The sequence below is a fragment of the uncultured Gulosibacter sp. genome (genome assembly GCF_963509965.1).
GTDB lineage: Bacteria > Actinomycetota > Actinomycetes > Actinomycetales > Microbacteriaceae > Gulosibacter.
The window spans coordinates 255,993-275,267 of sequence record NZ_CAUPDE010000001.1 but is presented as its reverse complement, the minus strand read 5'-3'; the positions used below and the strand labels follow the sequence as shown (position 1 = coordinate 275,267).

General features: G+C 61.6%; 17 protein-coding genes. 16 read left to right on the top strand and 1 reads right to left on the bottom strand.

What is annotated here, in order from left to right; translation table 11 throughout:
• The 5 genes from RQ865_RS01290 (at nucleotide 1) to RQ865_RS01270 (ending at nucleotide 6,099) form a co-directional block, all read left to right on the top strand.
• Nucleotides 1–276: a F0F1 ATP synthase subunit epsilon gene (locus tag RQ865_RS01290; protein WP_311476796.1), complete on the top strand. Its 276-nt coding sequence runs from the start codon at nucleotides 1–3 to the stop codon at nucleotides 274–276.
• Nucleotides 273–1,043 carry a peroxide stress protein YaaA gene (locus RQ865_RS01285; RefSeq protein WP_311476795.1) on the top strand — a complete coding sequence of 257 codons (771 nt, stop codon included), beginning with the start codon at nucleotides 273–275 and terminating at the stop codon, nucleotides 1,041–1,043. The genes RQ865_RS01290 and RQ865_RS01285 overlap by 4 nt, the downstream gene beginning before the upstream one ends.
• Before the next feature lie 82 nt (nucleotides 1,044–1,125).
• Nucleotides 1,126–1,779: a DUF5684 domain-containing protein gene (locus RQ865_RS01280; protein WP_311476793.1), complete on the top strand. Its 654-nt coding sequence runs from the start codon at nucleotides 1,126–1,128 to the stop codon at nucleotides 1,777–1,779.
• 160 nt (nucleotides 1,780–1,939) lie between these two features.
• Nucleotides 1,940–3,154, top strand: a complete 1,215-nt coding sequence (locus RQ865_RS01275; protein WP_311476791.1) for a DUF4192 family protein — start codon at nucleotides 1,940–1,942, stop codon at nucleotides 3,152–3,154.
• 113 nt (nucleotides 3,155–3,267) lie between these two features.
• Nucleotides 3,268–6,099, top strand: a complete 2,832-nt coding sequence (locus RQ865_RS01270; RefSeq protein WP_311476789.1) for an FtsK/SpoIIIE domain-containing protein — start codon at nucleotides 3,268–3,270, stop codon at nucleotides 6,097–6,099.
• Here RQ865_RS01270 and RQ865_RS01265 read toward each other — a convergent pair.
• Entirely contained in the window at nucleotides 6,096–7,118 is a 1,023-nt protein-coding gene (locus RQ865_RS01265) for an asparaginase (protein ID WP_311476788.1), read from the bottom strand. The two genes, RQ865_RS01270 and RQ865_RS01265, sit on opposite strands and share 4 nt — an antisense overlap.
• 135 nt (nucleotides 7,119–7,253) lie before the next feature.
• On the opposite strand from RQ865_RS01265, the gene dxr reads away from it, so the two are divergent.
• From dxr to nusA, 11 genes are all read left to right on the top strand, one after another.
• Nucleotides 7,254–8,354, top strand: coding sequence for a 1-deoxy-D-xylulose-5-phosphate reductoisomerase (gene dxr / locus RQ865_RS01260; RefSeq protein WP_311476787.1), 1,101 nt, complete (start codon nucleotides 7,254–7,256; stop codon nucleotides 8,352–8,354).
• A gap of 11 nt (nucleotides 8,355–8,365) precedes the next feature.
• Nucleotides 8,366–9,700: a site-2 protease family protein gene (locus tag RQ865_RS01255; protein WP_311476786.1), complete on the top strand. Its 1,335-nt coding sequence runs from the start codon at nucleotides 8,366–8,368 to the stop codon at nucleotides 9,698–9,700.
• A gap of 63 nt (nucleotides 9,701–9,763) precedes the next feature.
• A complete protein-coding gene (ispG, locus tag RQ865_RS01250; protein WP_311476784.1) occupies nucleotides 9,764–10,909 on the top strand; it encodes a flavodoxin-dependent (E)-4-hydroxy-3-methylbut-2-enyl-diphosphate synthase in 1,146 nt (381 codons plus the stop codon).
• Nucleotides 10,910–11,153: 244 nt separating this feature from the next.
• Complete coding sequence (locus RQ865_RS01245) at nucleotides 11,154–12,182, top strand: AAA family ATPase (RefSeq protein ID WP_311477044.1); 1,029 nt, start codon at nucleotides 11,154–11,156, stop codon at nucleotides 12,180–12,182.
• The gene (locus RQ865_RS01240; RefSeq protein ID WP_311476783.1) at nucleotides 12,182–13,090 is read left to right on the top strand and encodes a DUF58 domain-containing protein; all 909 of its coding nucleotides are present in this window, start codon (nucleotides 12,182–12,184) and stop codon (nucleotides 13,088–13,090) included. Before RQ865_RS01245 ends, RQ865_RS01240 begins: the two co-directional genes overlap by 1 nt.
• The gene (locus RQ865_RS01235) at nucleotides 13,077–13,607 is read left to right on the top strand and encodes a hypothetical protein (RefSeq protein ID WP_311476782.1); all 531 of its coding nucleotides are present in this window, start codon (nucleotides 13,077–13,079) and stop codon (nucleotides 13,605–13,607) included. The genes RQ865_RS01240 and RQ865_RS01235 overlap by 14 nt, the downstream gene beginning before the upstream one ends.
• Nucleotides 13,598–14,593, top strand: a complete 996-nt coding sequence (locus RQ865_RS01230) for a VWA domain-containing protein (protein WP_311476781.1) — start codon at nucleotides 13,598–13,600, stop codon at nucleotides 14,591–14,593. The genes RQ865_RS01235 and RQ865_RS01230 overlap by 10 nt, the downstream gene beginning before the upstream one ends.
• Nucleotides 14,590–15,570 carry a vWA domain-containing protein gene (locus RQ865_RS01225; RefSeq protein WP_311476780.1) on the top strand — a complete coding sequence of 327 codons (981 nt, stop codon included), beginning with the start codon at nucleotides 14,590–14,592 and terminating at the stop codon, nucleotides 15,568–15,570. The genes RQ865_RS01230 and RQ865_RS01225 overlap by 4 nt, the downstream gene beginning before the upstream one ends.
• Nucleotides 15,567–16,379, top strand: a complete 813-nt coding sequence (locus tag RQ865_RS01220; RefSeq protein WP_311476778.1) for a hypothetical protein — start codon at nucleotides 15,567–15,569, stop codon at nucleotides 16,377–16,379. Before RQ865_RS01225 ends, RQ865_RS01220 begins: the two co-directional genes overlap by 4 nt.
• A gap of 42 nt (nucleotides 16,380–16,421) precedes the next feature.
• Entirely contained in the window at nucleotides 16,422–18,206 is a 1,785-nt protein-coding gene (locus tag RQ865_RS01215) for a proline--tRNA ligase (RefSeq protein ID WP_311476777.1), read from the top strand.
• 40 nt (nucleotides 18,207–18,246) lie between these two features.
• Complete coding sequence (gene nusA, locus RQ865_RS01210) at nucleotides 18,247–19,251, top strand: transcription termination factor NusA (RefSeq protein ID WP_311476776.1); 1,005 nt, start codon at nucleotides 18,247–18,249, stop codon at nucleotides 19,249–19,251.
• Nucleotides 19,252–19,275 lie beyond the last annotated feature (24 nt).

The window sequence follows — 19,275 nt, the reverse complement described above, 5'->3', positions numbered from 1 at the left end:
ATGGCGACCGCATCGAATACGCTGCACGTCAACGTCACCAACGCCACCGAGCAGGTGTGGGAGGGCGAGGCAACCATGGTCTCGGCTTTCACCACCGAGGGGTCGATCGGAATCCTTCCCGGTCACACCCCGATGCTTGCCGCCCTCGCGCAGGGCGAGGTGCGGGTGAAAGCAGTTGACGGCACCGAGATTACGGCGCAGGCAGACGACGGGTTCCTGTCGGTTGCCGGCGACCAGGTCACGGTAATCGCCGGAGAGGCGCTCGTTACCGAGTGACCTCGAAACTGCTCCTGCTGCTACCGCCGTCTGAAACCAAATCGGACGGCGGTAGCCGCCTTTCCACAAACCTCCGGCCCGACGACCCACAGTTGCGCGCCATCGGCGAGCGCGTTCGCGATGACCTCATCGCCCTGAGCTCGGGCGATGCCGAAGCCGCAGCAAAAGCACTAAAAATTTCGGCACGCCAGGCCGAGAAAGAACTCTCTCGCAACCGTCAACTGCGCGACCCCGATCGCAAACCAGCGACGCTGCGGTATACGGGGGTGCTCTATGACGCGCTTGATGCCGATTCGCTCAGCGACGCCGCTAAGCAGTGGCTCGACGCGCACGCGCTGATCCATTCGGCCCTGTACGGCCCCGTGGCTGCCGGAGCTGAGATTGCGGCATATCGACTGTCATACAACTCGAAACTTCCCGGCCCGTCACTGCGCGAACGCTGGGCGGCTGCAGTGACGAACTATCTGGCTGCGCATCCGGGCCCGATTCTCGATCTGCGCTCAAAGGGCTACGTGACACTCGGGCCGTTACCCGCCCGACGCGATAACGTCGCCTGGGCAGATGTGGTTGAAGCGCTCCCAAACGGCGAGTTTCGTTCTCTCAACCACTTTAATAAGCGTGCCAAAGGTTTACTCGTGCGCAAACTCGCCGAACGCTGCGATGATGCTGTCACAACACTCGATCAGCTGGGCGAGACGCTCGCCCCCGACTACATCGTAGAACCGGTAGCCGAGCAGCGAGTACGCATAGTGGTGCGTACCTGCTAGTGACTTCGTGAGCGGCGTTTCGCATTCGGTGGGCTGCCACCTCTAGACTTGGCACGTCCAAGTATCCAATGAGGAGGATTCAGTGAACCTATTCGACATCTCGCCGCTGGCGGCCTCGCCGACGCTGCAGCAGCTGTTTGCGAGCTACTCTTACCGATCATCGTCGTCGACGGACGGGCTGTGGGTCGTATTCCTTATCATGTTGCTGTTTGGTGCGATCGCCTACGCGGTTACCTCGCTGTTGCTGATGAAAATCTACGGCAAGATGGGCATCGAGGGATGGAAAGCCTGGGTACCGCTCTACAACATGTGGGTCTTCCTCGAGGCCGGTGCCTATCCCGGGTGGATCGCGCTGCTGATGCTTCTGCCGATCGGGAACATCGTCGCGTTGGTATTCGTCATCATGGCCGCCTACCGCATCGGTCAGGGCTTCGGAAAAGATGATGTCTGGATCGTGCTGTACATCTTCTTGCCAATCATTTGGTACGCGGTGCTCGCCTTCGACAGCAGTAAGTGGCAGGGCCTGCGCGGTGGACTTGTCTGCGGCCCGAGCGCGGCCGAGGCAAACCGCGGGATCCAAGCCGCCGGCTACCCGGGGCAACCGGCCTATGGCCAGGCCGGCGGCTACGCACAGCCCGGCTACGGCCAGGCGGGTTACGGCCAGGCGGGTTACGGCCAACAGCCCGGCACTCCGGGCCAGCAGCCCTACGGTTCGCAGCCGCAGAACCCGCAGTAGGGTGACTAACAGCACGCTGAGTTTCTAGTGGCTGCTTGGCAGCGGGATCGGTTACGGCCGGTCCCGCTGTTAAGTTTCCACAGGCGCATGCAGAGGCGACTATCCCCAGAGACCTCTTTTTCGTCGTTGCACACCGCGCGGCAGACTTAGCTTTGCTGCCATGAACAGCAACACACGAACCCTTCGCAACCCCGTTGAAATTCTGACGACAATTCCCGAACTGTGTGGGTTTATGCCCGTCGAATCGCTGGTGGTGCTGCCATTTACCGAGCAACACGGTGGCGCCCTGATGCGCATTGACCTGCCCAAACACGAGCACGAATATGAAATCTACGCGGCAGCGGTCGCCGCAAACCTCACCCGCTTCCATGACATCACCAACGTTGTGATTGCGATCTATACGGGCCAGCCGCTGAGGCAGCACGAAACCCCTTATGCAAAGCTGATTGCGGCAATGATCGCGGTCTGTGATGTGACCACAATCGAGGTGACGACCGTGCTCGTTCACGCATCCGATGGCTGGTGTGAGTATGACGGTGCGCGAAGCGGCACAATCGAAAGCCTGCAACACGACTACGCACGATTGGCGCAATCACCAACCGCACGGCTGCAAATCGAACCCGCAGCTGTCGAAGCCCGAGATGAGCTCGCGCGACTACTGCACATGGTTGATGAAGTCATGCCGCGACTGCATCCTTTCGAATTGCTCGAAACCTGGGACGATCTCGAACTGGCCGCATCGATTGCAGAGCTCGATGAGTATGTGCTGCGGCTGGCGGTGGTGATTAGCGCTCTGCGCTCGGCTGCCTTGACGGGCCTGCTCTTACACCACATCGGATACGGCCCGGAGGCCGTGAACGAACTGTTAGCGGTGTACCTACACCACACTGCAGCCGCTCATGATCGGGCTGTTCAGCGTCCGGGAGCGGCGGCGCTCGAAGGTTGGTGGACTCGGGGATTCCCATGCGTCCGCGACTACCAGGTGCGCGAGAGTGACCAGATGGCGCAATGGTTGGACGCTCGCGATTTCTTGCAGGCAGCCATTGATCGGGTGGCGATCGAAGCGGTAGATCTTGATCGCTGTGAGCGTGCGATTCGCCTATTGCGACAGTTGGCGGCGCATCTTGATCGTGACCGTTGCGTAGATGTGTTGGCGGTGCTGGCCTGGACCCACTGGGCAACTGGCAACCTTACCGCTGCCGAATACTACACCCGGCAGGTGCTACGACAGGAGCAGGCCCATCCACTGGCCATCGAAATCGATGATCTGTGTGCGCGTGGGGTGATCCCGGGATGGATCGGCAGCACCGGTTGCATGGGTGGGGTGCGGGATGCTGAGCTGCACGAGCTGATCGATAACGAACCGCTTGGATGACCGTGTCACCAACAGCTACGACTCGTGCGCATCACCGAGTGGCTCACTTCGAGCAGAAGAACCCCGAAACTTATTCGGCTTTGCAACACCCCCGTACGGGTGGAGCCGAGGCAATGATCGCTGAAACTCCGGCGGCTGCGATCGAGGCCCCCATCCGACTACCGAACGCACCGGTGCCGCCCGAGCCGCAGCAATTTCCTGCCGTCGCAATGATCGCACCGATGGTGCTGGGGCTCACACTCTTTCTTGTGATCGGCAGCCCGTATCTGCTCATGTTCATGCTCTTCGGGCCGGTGCTCATCGTGGCACAGGCCTTCGACCGCAAAATTGGTGGCAGGCGTCGGATGCGGCGCAAACGAGCCGAGTTTGCTGCCGAACTCGAGCTTGTCGAGGCAGAGATTGAGGCCGCGCACCAACGACTTCGCGCACGCGCCCGAGTCGCGCATCCGCTGGCGCGTGATTTACTTGCCGGTGGCCTACTGCCCAACGTCGAAGGTGCCGTGGTAGTGGGCACCACCACGGTACCGAGCGAACTGCGTATTGAGGGTGGCAATCAGGCAGACCCCGATTGCGATCGGGTACGCCGCGCCGCTGGACAGCTCTCGGGCGTACCGCTCCCGGTGACTGAGCCGGTAATTGCAGTGACCGGGGCGGAAGCGGTCATGTATGGCACTGCCTATGCGCTCATTCTGCAGCGCGCTCATCACGACCCTGGCCAAACCATTAACCTGGCGGGTGAAGCTTTTGAACCGCTGGCGCAGCAGCTGCGCAGCTGGGGTGCGCGGGTGAACTGGCAGCGGCACTATCGAGCAGGCGAATCCGAACCGGTCATTATCGCGGCAATTGGCGCGCTACCGGATGCGGTGAGTGTGACGGTGCGTGCAGACGGTAGCGCGGTTGTGCAGTGGCCAGACGGCAAGCGGGTTGCAGCGCAGGCCGAAACGCTCGGCGTACTCGAACTTCGTCAGTGGTTGCAAGCGGTTGTGGTGCCGGCGCAGCGTCAGGTAGCGGAGCGTCAGGCGGCTGTGCCCGACAGTTGTGACCTTGCGCCCATCCTGTGTGGCAGCGGTGCTGAGCCGAGTATCAATGAGCTCGCCGCACAATTCGCCACCGCGGCAGCTGGGCCGCTGGTGATCGACCTCGTGCGCGATGGGCCCCACGCGGTAATCGGCGGCACCACCGGTTCGGGTAAAAGCGAGTTGCTGGTGTCTTGGGTGACCGCGCTCGCCGATAGATACAGCGCCGACACCTGCCAGTTTCTCTGTCTCGACTTCAAGGGCGGGGCAACCTTTGATGTGGTGCAGCAATTGCCGCACTGCATGGGAATCGTCACCGACCTCGACGAGGGTGAAGCGTTACGCGTGCTTGCCAGCCTGCAGGCGGAGTTGCGTCGACGCGAACACCGTTTGCGGCAGCTGGAAGTGCGTGATATTTCGGATGCGCAGGGGCAGATTGCACGCCTAGTGGTGTTTGTTGACGAGTATCAGGCGCTCGTGGCTGACTATCCGCAGTTAGCCGAGGTATTCGCCGATATTGGTTCACGTGGCCGCAGTCTCGGTATTCACCTGGTGCTGTGCACACAGCGGCCCACGGGGGTGTTTCGCGAATCATTGCTTGCCAATTGTGCGCTGCGGCTGAGCCTGCGAGTTGAACAGGCTATCGACTCACGCACCCTGCTGGGCATCGAAGACGCTGCCGAACTGCCGATCACCCCGCGCGGCCGCATCCTGTATCGCATCGGTAGTGGAAGTGTTGGAACCGCCCAGGTGGCCCGTGCGACCACGACCGATATCGCCGAGATCGCGGCACGCGAAAACCATCGCCGACGCAGCTCCCGCCTACCCGAGATCATGCGCCCCTGGCAACCGGCGTTGGGTGACAACATCCCGCAACACGGCAGCACGTGGGCGACCGCTGACGACCCCGATCGGCAGCGACAATGGCAACTTGCACTGCCGAAACCGGGAGATCACACCTGGATTGTGGGTGCCCCGAAGTCGGGGAAATCGACTGCTTTGGCGAGTATGGCGCGGGCGGCAATCGCAGCACAGCGCCCGGTGCGCTGGGTGGGAGATAACGCCGAGACCGTCTTCGAACTGCTGGCCGAACTGCCAGCCGCCAGTGGAGCCGGTGACCTCTTGTTGATCGATGATCTGGATGCGCTTGAACAGCAGCTGGAAGAACCACATCGCACCGAACTGCTCGAACGCATCACTCGCCTGATACGGCAACCGGGCACCCGCAGCGTGGTGCTCGCCAGCACCCGGCTCAGCGGGTCGCTGCAGCGGTTGAGCGCGCTCATGAGCGCAGTGCTGCGGCTGCCCACCCACGCCAAGCAGGAATGGCTGCTCAACGGTGGCGAAGCCCGTCACTTCAATGGCCGCTTCATTGCAGGCCGTGGAAGATGGCGCGACCTGCTGGTGCAGGTGCACAGCTGCCAGGGAGATGCCGAACTACAGCGGCACGCACCCGTGCTGCGGCACAGCCCCTTTGAAGTGCCAGCAACCGGCTGCATCGTGGTGGCGCGCAATGTGCACCGTTTGACGCAGTGGTTCACGGACGCTGGTCATGACGTTGGCGGGGTGCCAAAACCCGGTGCTGCTGTGCCAAGCGCACCGGCGGGGCAGGTGCGAGTGGTCAGCGGCGCCCAGATACTGGTCGGTGACCCCGAACAGTGGCAGGGCACCTACGGAGCGCTCGCTCGAGAATCACAACAGTTGCCGATACTCGCAATCGGTGTTGACCCGGCACAGTGGCGAACACTACTGCGCGATGATCCGTTGCCGCCACCGATTCTTGATGCGCACGAATACGCGCTGTGGCGTACCCCTGATGGGACGTTCCGTCGCGTGCGCTTGCACGAAGGTGTTCCCTGGCAGTTCTGTGACATCGATTGGTGTGAAGCAACAACTGTCGCAACCCGGGCCACGACGAGGACAGACTAGTGCGTGGGAAGTTCGATTGGAACACCAGCGCCGATATTTACATGTCCGACCACGCGACCACCGCCGTGCACCTCCAACCCGAGGTGCGGCAGCACCCGCTCGGCCTGTCGAGGCTGAATAGCACCGGCTGCTACGAGCAACTGCAGCGCCACTAGCGGTGCTCCGCGACCGGTGCCGTCGAGGTACTTGAGGGCCACCGAAACTCCGTCACGGGTGGCGGCGACATACACGCCCTCGGCACCAAACTTCGCCATGATGCCAAGCTGCTCGATCAGCACCGAGTCGGGGCGACCAGCGCCCGACATCGCGGTGGGGTGAGTAATGACCGCGTCACGGATCTGCGCCGCGTGGCGGAAGATGGCGAACGGTGATGACTCCTGTGCGGTGGCAAACCGGGCCATACTGCGGGCCAGAGCGAGCAGCGACATCGTGTGCACCGGTGCACCGCAGCCATCAACCGAGGTGTGGTCGATGCGTTCGCCACCAAAGCGCCCCACGGTTTCGGTTATGCGACGCTGCAGGGGATGCTCCGGGTCGAGATAGTTATCGGTGGGCCACCCGGCCTCGCGACAGGCGGCGAGAAACGCGGCGTGCTTGCCCGAACACTCCATATAGATCGGCGCGTTCGGTTCGCCCGAGCGGATCAGTGCATCACGAGCAGCCCGATCGGCGGGCCATGACGGCGGGCATTGCAGCGCGGTCTCATCCAGACGCGCACGGCCAAGAATATCCCGCACGAGCGCCACATGCAGGGGAGTGCCGGAGTGGCTCGCACAGGCAATGGCCAGATGTTCGCCGTCAAGCGGCGCGCCCACATCTAGCGCCGCCAGCGCTTGCAGAAACTTCATGGTCGAGCGCGGAAATATCGGCGCCGCAGTATTGCCGAGCAACGCAATCGGCTCGCCCTCACCGTCAACCACGGCGGCTGAACCCACGTGCCGCGACTCAATAAATCCACCGCGCGAAACCGTCGCCAGCTCTACCGCATCCGTTGCCTTGAAAGTTCCCGGACGTCCCACCGCGGCACCGCCTCCTCAGGCTCATTCGCTACTGTAAAGAACGTGCGTTGCGGCGGCAGGATTGCACGAAATGTCGCCACCGCGAGCGCGCACTGTCAGCCATGCTACGGCTTCGGCGACGCTAACGTATGAGTCATGACTGAACAGTTGCGTCGTGTAGTGGTGCTGGGATCAACCGGCTCAATCGGCACCCAAACCCTCGACATTGTGCGAGCGAACCCCGACCGGTTCAAAGTGGTCGGGCTTAGTGCCGGACGCAACGCCGAGCAGCTCGCCGAGCAGGCGGCACAGTTCAATGTGCCCGCCGCGCAGACCGCGCTGGGGGCTGCGGCCGCCGAGCAGCTGGTGCGCGATGTAGCCGCCGATGTTGTGGTGAACGGTATCACCGGCTCGGTTGGGCTCGGGCCGACGCTGGCAGCGCTCGAAACCGGTCGCACGCTCGCACTTGCCAATAAAGAGTCGCTCATCGTCGGAGCGCCACTGGTGCGGAAGCTCGCCAAACCGGGCCAGATCGTGCCGGTTGACTCCGAGCACTCGGCTCTGGCGCAGTGTCTGAACAGTGGTAGCGTGGCCGAGGTGCGCCGGCTCATTCTCACAGCATCCGGTGGCCCGTTCCGTGGCAAGACGCGGGCACAGCTGCGTGAGGTCACCCCGGCACAGGCCCTTGCTCACCCAACCTGGGATATGGGCCGGGTGGTGACCACCAACTCGGCGACCCTCGTGAACAAGGGCTTGGAAGTTATCGAGGCACATGTGCTGTTCGATATTCCTTTTTCGCAGATCGATGTGGTGGTGCATCCACAGTCGATGATTCACTCAATGGTCGAGTATGTCGACGGATCGATTCTGGCGCAGGTGTCGAATCCCGATATGCGGTTGCCGATCGCCCTATCGCTCGAATGGCCCACCAGGGTGCCGGGGGTGGTGGAGCCGGTTGATTTCACCCGCGCGCACACCTGGAGCTTTGACGCACCAGATCACGAAACATTTCCGGCTCTTCAGCTTGCGGCGCGCGTGGGCGAGGCTGGTGGGGGATACCCGGCGGTGTTTAATGCGGCGAACGAGGTGTGTGTGGATGCATTCCACGATGGTGCGCTCGGATTTCTCGACATCGTTGACACGGTTGCCCGGGTTGTTGACGGTTATCAACCAACAACCGGTGAGATCACTCGCGAGTCGCTGGCCGAAACTGAACGCTGGGCGCGTGCCGAGGCGACCCGGCTCATTGCGGTCTAAGGTTGAACGCTGTGATTGATGTCGTTGCGTTCATTATTGGGATCCTCATCGCGATCGTCGGTATCGCGCTGTCGATTGCGTTGCACGAATGCGGGCATCTGTATTTCGCGAAGCGCTTCAACGTGCTGACCACTCAGTACATGGTTGGGTTCGGGCCGACAATTTGGTCGACAAAACGCGGTGAGACCGAATACGGGGTGAAGGCGATTCCGCTGGGTGGATACGTGCAGATGATCGGCATGTATCCGCCGGCACCCGGTGAACGGGCTAAGGCCCGCGGCACCGGGATTCTTTCGCAGTTCATTGAGGATGGTCGTCAGGCATCTGCCGAGACTATTCCGCCTGGCCAGGAGCATCGTGCGTTTTACCGGTTGCCGGTGTGGCAGCGGCTGCTGGTGATGTTCGGCGGGCCGCTCATGAACTTCGTCATAGCCATCATCTGCTTCATGATCGTCGCCACCGGCTTCGGTGTGAACCAGCCGTCGTTGACGCTTGAGTCGGTGTATCGCTGCGTGGTTCCCGCCGGGCAAGAAGACACCGCTGATCCGAATTCCTGCGACACCCCCTCGCCCGCGTATGCAGCCGGACTGCGTCCGGGCGACACGCTCGTGTCGCTTGACGGCGAGCAGCTTCGTTCTTGGGAGCACGTGCAGCAGATCATTCGTGTGTCGGCGGGCAATGACCTCGAGCTGGTGTATCAACGCGAGGGGGCAACTCACCAGGCCGTGTTGCATCCCGAACCCACGCAACGCTACGTTTTCGACGAGGTCACCGGCAGCCAGGTGAAAGACGACTCCGGTAAACCGATGCTCGAAACGGTCGGCTTTGTGGGCTTCGGTTCGCAATTCGAGCAGGTGCACGAGTCGCCCCTCTACGCCGGTGAAATGTTTGTGCAGCAGTCGCGTGCGGTGGTGAACGTGATTATCACCATGCCGCAGCGGGTGGTTGAGATGTTCCAGGCGGGTTTTCTCGGCGCCGAACGCGATCCCAACGGTCCCGTCAGCGTGGTCGGCGTTGGGGTCATCACCGGTCAGATTGCCCAGCTGCACGATGTTTCGATTGCCGATCGCGCTGCCACCATGATTGGCATGGTTGGTGCGGTAAACGTTGCGCTTGGGCTGATGAACCTGATTCCGCTGCCGCCGCTAGACGGTGGCCACATTGCCGCGGCGCTGTGGGATGGGCTGCGCAAGTGGTGGGCGCGGGTGCTTCGCCGACCCGAGCCGGCACCGTTCGACTCGGCGAAGCTGCTGCCGGTCACGATCGTGGTGGCAGGGCTGCTGATGCTGATTGGTGCGCTATTTATTTTCACCGATATCGTCAATCCCATCAGGCTGTTTAAGTAGTGTTCGTGAGGGGCAAACCGAGTTGGTGCACTCTGCCAGCCAACCCCGTCGTAAACTCGTAGCGTGTCTGCAGTAAATCTCGGTATGCCCAAGGTCCCCGAAGTCATCACCCCGCGCCGCAAAACGCGCAAGGTGAAGCTCGGTTCGCTGTATGTCGGTGGTGACGCACCCATCACGGTGCAGTCGATGACCACCACACCGACCACCGATATCAACGCCACTTTGCAGCAGATCGCCGAGCTGACGGCAGCCGGCTGCGATATCGTGCGGGTGGCCGTGCCCAGCCGGGACGATGCCGAAGCCCTGCCGATCATCGCGAAGAAGAGCCCGATTCCGGTGATCGCCGATATTCACTTCCAGCCCAACTACGTGTTCCAGGCAATTGATGCCGGTTGTGCCGGTGTGCGGGTGAACCCCGGCAATATCCGCAAGTTCGATGACCGGGTTGGCGAGATCGCCAAAGCCGCTTCGGATGCCGGTGTGGCGCTGCGCATCGGTGTAAACGCTGGTTCGCTCGAGCCATCACTGCTGCAGAAATATGGCCGACCTACCGCTGAAGCGCTCGTTGAGTCGGCGGTGTGGGAAGCGGGCCTGTTCGAAGAGCACGGTTTCCAAGATTTTGGTATCTCGGTCAAGCACAACGACCCGGTGGTTATGGTGAAGGCCTACCGGATGCTTTCAGAACGCGGCGATTGGCCGCTGCACCTTGGCGTCACCGAGGCCGGGCCTGCCTTCCAGGGCACCATCAAATCGGCCGTGGCGTTCGGGTCGTTGCTGGGCGATGGCATCGGCGACACGATTCGTGTTTCGCTTTCGGCGCCGCCGGTTGAAGAGGTGAAGGTGGGGCTGGCAATTCTGCGCTCACTGAACCTTCGTGAACGCAAACTCGAGATTGTTTCTTGCCCGTCGTGCGGTCGCGCCCAGGTTGACGTGTACACGCTCGCGAACTCGGTTGAAGAGGGCCTCAAACATCTCACCGTGCCGATTCGTGTTGCGGTGATGGGATGCATTGTGAACGGTCCCGGAGAGGCACGCGAAGCCGACCTCGGTGTGGCTTCGGGCAACGGTAAGGGGCAGATCTTCATCAAGGGTGAGGTCATCAAGACCGTGCCCGAGTCGGAGATCGTAGCGACCCTCATCGCAGAGGCTGAGCGTATCGCCGCTGAAATGCCACCAGGGGCTGAAGGCGCACCAGAAATCATCGCGTAACCTGGGGCATATGCATTCGCCCTCTGATCGTTCCGCTAACGCTTACCCGCCCTATACAGCCGCACACCTACAACAGTGGCAGGGGCAGCCAACCCAGGCGGCAGGGCAGCAGGCACATGCGGGTGTGGCACCGCAGACCTACGGCTCGTACGGGCATTCGTCACCGGACCGGCCTGGCTGGGGGCAGCCGCAGCCGGTGCCGCAGGGAACGCAGGTGTCACAACAGCTGAATCAACCGTTGCCGATGTTGCCGCCACAACAGCTGGCACAGCCCGACCGGCAGCCCGCGGCCGATCCGCTCACTGAGGCCGACCTGTCGGAAGCATCCGAAACGATCTCGCGAATCGCCGTGGCTTTCTCAGACAAGGTCGTCGGTCAACGACGACTTGGTGAATCGCTGCTGGTGGGTCTGATCTGCGGAGGTCATGTGCTGCTCGAGTCGGTGCCGGGGCTGGCAAAAACCACGGCTGCCGAAACGATTGCCGCGGCAGTTGATGGGAGCTTCAATCGCATCCAATGCACGCCCGATCTGCTGCCCAGCGACATCATCGGCAGCCAGATTTACGATGCCCGCACTGGCGAGTTTCGCACCCAGCTGGGGCCGGTGCATGCCAATATCGTGCTGCTTGATGAAATTAACCGTTCGAGCGCGAAAACCCAATCGGCGATGCTCGAGTCGATGCAAGAGCGACAAACCACCATCGGCGGCGAAGAATATCCGCTACCAAAACCATTCATGGTGATTGCCACCCAGAACCCGATCGAGCAGGAGGGCACCTATGTGCTTGCCGAAGCCCAACTCGACCGGTTCATGCTGAAAGACGTGCTCGACTACCCGACGCCCGCTGAAGAGGCTGAAGTGCTGCGCCGCATTGACGAGGGGCGGTTCACGGCCGAACCAAAACCGGTTGCCACGCTCGACGACGTGCAGCAGCTACAAGAACTCGTCAAGCGCGTGTATATCGATCCGGCGATCACCGAATATATCGTGTCGATCACCTATGTAACCCGTCACATCGAACAGTATCTGCCGCCCGAGCTTGCTCGACTGCTCGAAGTGGGGGTGTCGCCGCGTGCGGCTATCGCACTGAGTGCCGGCGCTCGCGCCCTGGCACTGATCGAGGGCAGCGCGCAGGTGCTTCCCGAGCATGTGCGTTCGATTGCGCCGCGGGTGCTCCGACACCGGCTCGTGCTCAGCTATGAGGCGGCAGCCACCGGTGTGACAGCCGACCACTACGTTGATGCGGTACTCGGCGCAATTCGGACTCCGTAGTGCCCGTGCAATCGAGTTCGCAATCGCTGCTGAGCCGTGTGAAATCACGGCTCTATGTTCGTGCCCGCCGCCCGGTGGCGCATCTGCTTGAAGGCCAGTACGCGTCAATGCATCGGGGACGCAGCCTCGATTTTGACGACCTGCGTGAATACCAGTTTGGCGATGAGGTGGGCGATATCGATTGGCGGGCCAGTGCTCGGCACAGCTCGGTCATGGTGCGGCGGTACGGCGCCGAACGCCGACACCGGCTGCTGTTTGCGGTTACCGGTGGCCGGAACCTCGGCGCTGTATCTGCTGCCGGCGAAAGGAAAGCTGATCTTGCCGTCGAAGCGGTGGGGATTTTGGGTTGGCTGGCGCTCCAGCACGGTGACGAGGTTGGCGCGCTGATTGTGGATGCACAGCACAGTGATCGGTTCCCATTCCGTGTGGGTGAAGGTGCGCTTGAGCGGCTGCTCGAACGTATCCACAGTGATGGTGGCTTCGATGCCGCCGAAAGCGACCCGCTTTCGCTACTGCGGCAGGTGCGCGACCGCGAGCGGCGAAGGTCGCTGCTGGTCGTGGTTGCTGACGAGGTGGCGATGAGTGCCGAACTGGAAGAGCTGATCGCTACGTTGAGCTACCAGCACGAGCTGCTGTGGATTGAATTGGCGGATGCCCACCCGCTGGGGCTGGAGAACGCTCGGCGGCAGGGAAGTTTTGATGTGTCAGGCGAGTGGGTGCTGCCGCGAATGCTGCGGGGTAATAGTGAGCTTGAAGCTGCGGTATCACGTGCCAGTGAGCGCCGAGATGAGCGGCTGTTGGGGCTGCTGCGGCGAGGCGGCGCCTCACACACGCGTGTTGAACGGCGTGATGAGCTGGCATCGAAACTGCTTGAGATGTTGAAAACGAGGCAGTATGACCGGCACTAGTTTTGCACTGAACTTCGCAGCGGTGCCACTGCTGAAACCAGATGGTGACTGGCCCGCACCGAGCCCACCGATGCCACCTACCGGATATTCACCGGTGTGGCTGGTGCTGGGGTTGCTGCTACTAGCACTGATCGTCGCTTACTTCGCCGGGACGGCGCTATTAACCCGCCGTAAAACACGGCTACGGCAGCAGGTTGAAACACCCCCGACCGATCTTGCGACGCTGAGTGAGCAATTGCGACAGCAGGTAGATGCGATTGAACACCGAGCGCGAAACGGCAAGCTCGGTCAGCGTGAGGCCACTGAAGCGCTCTCACGAACAGTGCGAAAGTATGTCGCCGCCACCAGTGGCATCCCCGCCGATAAGATGACGCTGACGCAGCTGCAGCAGTCGTCCCTGCGGGGCACCGCCGAGGCAGTGGCTAAGTTTTATCCGGCGGTGTTTGCCGCCGAACCGCCCGAAAACTTTGATGAATCGGTGCGCGCCGCAAGGCAGGTGATGTCGGGATGTCACTAGTGCTGTGGTGGGTGCCGATCGTCGCGTTAGCACTGCTGGTGGTCGTGGTTATCGGCCAGCAGCTACACAAGCCTGTCCGTCGGCAAAACGGTACCCCGATTGCGAACTCATCGCGGCTGACCCAGCTGCCCGAGTATGGCGTTGCGGTGCGGCGTGCATCCAAGCGGGTTTGGGTGGGGCTTGTTACGGCAGTGCTCGCGCTCACGGTTGCGACGATCGGCGGTGCGCGCTGGGTGTACACGAACGTGGTGACGCCCGAGAAATACAACCGCGACATTGTGCTGTGCCTGGATGTTTCGGGCTCGATGGTCGACTACGACGCCAAGGTGATCGACCGCTACCTCGAGATGCTGCCGGGGTTTGATGGTGAACGCATGTCGTTGGTGGTGTGGAACTCGTCAGCAGTGCCAATTTTTCCGCTCACCGACGACTACGCATTCGTGAAAGAACAGCTCGAGCAGATGCGCGACGCGATGGAGCTCGGCAGCTACTCTGAGCTCATCCATAGCGGCACACTTGAACGGCCCGGTGCTTCGCTCGTGGGTGACGGGTTGGCAGCGTGCGTGATGCAATTTGAAGGGGCTGCGCCTTCCGACGAGGAAGAACCGATCAGTGACGGCCGCTCGCGTTCGATCATTCTTGCCACCGACAACCAGGTGAACGGCGCTCAGACCGTGACGCTTCCCGAGGCGCTGCAATATGCACGCCACAATTCGATTTCGGTGTACGGGCTTGATGCGAGTGAACATCAGGATGCCTACGCGGAGGAATACCGCATCTCACTCGAGAACAATGGCGGCACGTATTTCCCGCTCACCGATGGCACCCAGGTTGACACTATTGTCGACACCATTACCTCAGAGCAGACGAGCCTCATCCGCGGAGCGCCGCAGCTGATCGTCACCGACCGGCCCGAGCTGTGGCTGTGGTTGCTGATCGGGGGTACGGCGATCTATCTAACGATTGTCTGGAGGTCGCGACTATGACCTTCAATCCGCTCGTGCATCCGCTGCTGCTGTTGGTGATTGGTGCCGCAATTGTTGCCCTGGTGCTGCTGGGGATGTGCACGGCCCCGAAAGATAACCGCGGCATGTGGATCGGGCGGCTGCTACTGGTGTGTGCGGTGGTCATTGCGGCGCTGCGGCCGGGTGTGGGGTCGGTGGCGACCAGCGCCGCCAACACCGAACTCGATGTGGTGTTCGTGGTCGACCTGAGTGGTTCGGCAGGTGCCGAAGACTGGAACGGCAATGAACCGCGCCTTGTCGGGATGCGCAGCGATATTGAACAACTGGCGTTGCAGCATGCCGGCGCTCGGTTTGCACTGATCACATTCGACAGCAAAGCCCAGTACCGACTGCCATTTACCACCGATACAACCGCGCTCCAGCAGGCGGTGCGATTGGCGCAGCCGCAGGCATCGGCTCGCAGCCAGGGATCATCTATCGGAGCCGGAGCTGAGCAGCTGCGGCAGGTGCTCATGAACTCGATCGACTACAACCCCGAACGGCTGCGGGTGGTCTATTACCTCGGTGATGGGGAGATCACCTCTGACACCACACCCGAACGGTACCGTGGCTCAGCCGATCTGATCCAGGGCGGGAAAGTGTTTGGTTACGGTACTGAAAACGGTGGCCGGATGCGTGACTCCGACCCCTATAGCCGGGGCGAATATATTCGTGATCGCTACGGCCAAGACGGTATTTCAAAAATTGACGAGGACAATCTGCAAGACATCGCCGACGATCTGGGCGTGGAGTATCAGCATCGTGACGCTGACAGTGAACCGCAGGCAGCGGATATCCACCCGGAGCGCGGCGAAGGTGCGGCACAGCGCGGGGGAGTGACGACCTTCCCGGTGTACTGGGTGTTTGCGCTGGTAGCGGCCGGGTGGATGCTTGTGGAGTGCGGCTGGCTGGTGCGTCAGCAGCGCGAACTTGCAGCAGCGAAGGTGGTGGCCGAATGACTCGCGAAAACGGCACGCAAGATGCCGACGAACAGACCGAGTTTGATCGTCGCGTGGCGGCGCTTACCAAGCTGCGGGAGAGCGATGCCGAACGTCGCGAACGTCAAGTTGCGGCCGAGCGTCGGCGGCGGCGTCAGCGGCGCATCTTTGTGTTGGTGGCGGTGCCGTTGGCAGCCTTGATGGGGTTTGCCGGGTGCAAATTGATTGCGCAGCATATCGTCGCGAATGTGGTGACCGAGCAATATGCCCACGGCGACTTTGAGGGGGCGCTCAATACGGCCTCGCAGCTGCACTGGCTCAATGTCGTTGAAACGTGGAAAGCCGACTACAACACCGGAACGAGCCTTTTGGGAGCGAAAGCCTACGACCAAGCGCGCGAGGCGTTTGAACGCTCATTGAATCTGGCGCCGCCTCGAGAACAGTGCCCGATTCGCGCCAACCTGGCGATCACCATTGAATCGCAGGGTGATGACGCCTATTTCAAGTCAGATCTCGAAAACGCCCACGCACGGTACGTCGAAGCACTCGCCGCGATCACCGAGGCTGATCCCACCTGCGTCGACTCGACCGCGGCCGGATCGATGAGCGAGAGCGAACCGCGCATCCGCGAAAAAATTCGCCGCCTCGAACAACAGTCGCCACCCCAGCCCCAACCGAATGAGGAGGGCGGTAACGACAAACCGCAGCCAGGCGACCCGAAACCGGATTCGCTTGACGAGATCGAGCAAGACCTCGAAAAGAATCGTGATCAGCGTGAAGACGAACTCGACGGCGATTACTTCGGCGGCGGCGCCGATAAACCCTGGTAGTGATTGCGGTGGGTGCTCACGGCTGCGGGTAGCATTACACCCGTGATTGAACGTCTTTCTACGCTGTTCGTGCGCACCCTGCGCGATGATCCTGCAGATGCCGAAGTCGCGAGCCACAAACTGCTCGTGCGTGCCGGTTATATCCGCCGTCAGGCCCCGGGCGTTTTCGCCTGGTTACCGCTGGGGTTGCGGGTGCGGCGCAATGTTGAACGCATCGTGCGCGAAGAGATGACCGCTGCCGGAGCCCAAGAGATGCTGTTTCCGGCGTTGCTGCCGGCCGAACTGTACGCGGCCACCGGACGCTTGGACGACTACGGCGACGGTATGTTCCGGCTAACCGACCGCAAGGATGTGCCGATGGTGCTGGCGCCGACGCACGAAGAAGCGTTCACCCTCGTGGTGAAAGATCTCTACTCGTCGTACAAAGACCTGCCCCTGACGATCTACCAGATTCAAGACAAGTACCGCGACGAGGCTCGTCCGCGCGCTGGCATCCTGCGTGGCCGTGAGTTCACCATGAAGGACGCCTACTCGTTCGACTATTCAGACGCCGGACTCGACGAAAGCTACCAGCGTCAGCGCGACGCCTATGAGCGCATTTTTCAGCGGCTCGGGCTCGAATACGTCATCGTGGCCGCCGACTCGGGTGCGATGGGCGGTTCAAAGTCGGAAGAGTTTTTGCACCCCACCCCGGTTGGTGAAGACATCTTCGTGCGCAATGAAGATGGTAGCTATGCGGCAAACGTTGAGGCCTACAGGGCCACTGCGGCGCCGACACGCGACCCCAGCGGGGATGCGGCACCGCAGGTGGTGGCCACCCCGGGCGCGAGCACAATCGACTCGCTCGTCGACTGGGCAAATGCGAACTACCCGCACCCCGATGGACGTCAATGGGTTGCCGGCGACATGCTGAAACACATCGTTGTCGCACTCGTCGACCACGATGGCGCTCGCGAGCTCGCCGTGATCGCGCTCGAGGGCGACCGCGAGGTCGATATGAAACGCCTTGAGGTTGCCTTTCAGCCTCGCGAGGTTGAGCCTGCGAATGAGGCCGACTTTGCCGCACATCCCGACATTGTGAAGGGCTTTATCGGCCCGTGGCGAGACGGCGAACAGTTCTTCGGCGCCGAGTCGATCACCGGCATCCCGTATTTTGTCGATTCGCGTATCGGTGAGGGATCGAACTGGATCGTTGGAGCCAACCGCGCCGAGCACCATGTCGCCTCGCTGGTGTTTGGTCGCGACTTCAAGTGCGATGGACGCATTGAAGCGGCCGAGGTGCGCGATGGCGACCCGGCTCCCGGCGGGGCGGGGGTCATCACCACGCAGCGCGGCACCGAAATCGGTCACGTGTTCCAGCTGGGGCGCAAATATGCTGAAGCGCTCGGGCTGAAAGTGCTTGACCCCAACGGCAAGCTGGTCACGGTGACCATGGGCTCGTACGGAATTGGTGTCACCCGTAACCTGGCGCTGATTGCCGAACAGAACCACGATGATCAAGGCCTGATCTGGCCCGAGTCGGTGGCACCTTTCGACGTGCAGATTGTGGCCACCGGTAAGGGTGAGGTCCCGTTAGAACTCGCCGAAAAACTGGCCGCTGAAGCAGATGCCGCCGGGCTCGACGTGCTCGTCGACGATCGGCCCAAAACCTCACCGGGTGTAAAGTTCGGTGACGCTGAGCTGCTGGGGATGCCGTGGATCATCATCGCGGGTAAGAAAGCGGGCGAGGGCCTCGTTGAGCTCTGGAACCGTCGCACCAATGAGCGCATTGAACTGCCCGCCGATGAGGTAATCTCGTCGCTGCTTGAACGGCGTCGGGTAGCATAGGCGGTTCACAAGAAACATATTTGAATAGGGGAGCGAACACATGAAGATCGATCTCGCAGTGCTGCGGCTGCTCGAGGCAGAGCGGGAAATTCCCCAGGCAGAGCTGGCCGGCATTATTGAGCAGGCCATCCTGATGGCCTACCAAAAGCATGCGACTCAGGAGCTCGGTATTGAGCCGCCCAAGGGGGCGCGTGTGCAGCTTGACCGGCAGACCGGTGAGATTAATGTGTTCGTTCCCGAACTCGACGATGAGGGCAATGTCATCGGCGAGGCGATTGAGCATCCCGAAGATTTTGGCCGGATCGCGGCAACAGCTGCCAAACAGGTCATCACGCAGCGGATGCGCGATATCGGCGATGATCGGGTGTTCGGTGAGTTCCGGGCTCGCGAGGGTGACATCGTCGCCGGCGTTGTTCAGCAGGGACCGAACCCCAACATGATCCACGTTGATCTGGGCACGGTCGAAGGTATTCTGCCGCCAGAAGAACAGGTGCCGGGTGAGAACTATCCGCACGGGCACCGGATGCGCGTGTTCATCACCAGGGTTGAGCGCGGTGCCGGAAAGCGCGGCCCGCAGATCACGGTGTCGCGCACACACCCGGCGCTGGTGCGTAAACTCTTCGAGCTGGAGGTGCCGGAAATATCCAGCGGCATGGTCGATATCGTGTCGGTGGCCCGCGAAGCCGGGCACAGAAGCAAGATCGCAGTGCGCGCCAACCAGCCCGGGATTAATGCCAAGGGTGCCTGCATCGGTGAGCTCGGTGCTCGGGTACGCGCGGTCACAAACGAGCTTGCCGGCGAGAAGATCGACATTGTCGACTACAGTCCCGATCTGGCAACCTTTGTGGCGAGCGCGCTCAGCCCGGCCAAGGTTTCGAGTGCGTTCGTGCTCGATGAGAAAGCGAAGGCTGTGCGAGCCCTCGTGCCTGATTTCCAGCTCTCGCTCGCCATCGGAAAAGAGGGACAGAATGCGCGGTTAGCCGCCAAGCTGACCGGTGCGCGCATCGATATTCAGCCCGATAGTATCCTCGAAGACGACGAGTAGCACCATCGCTACGCCCGGTGTCCG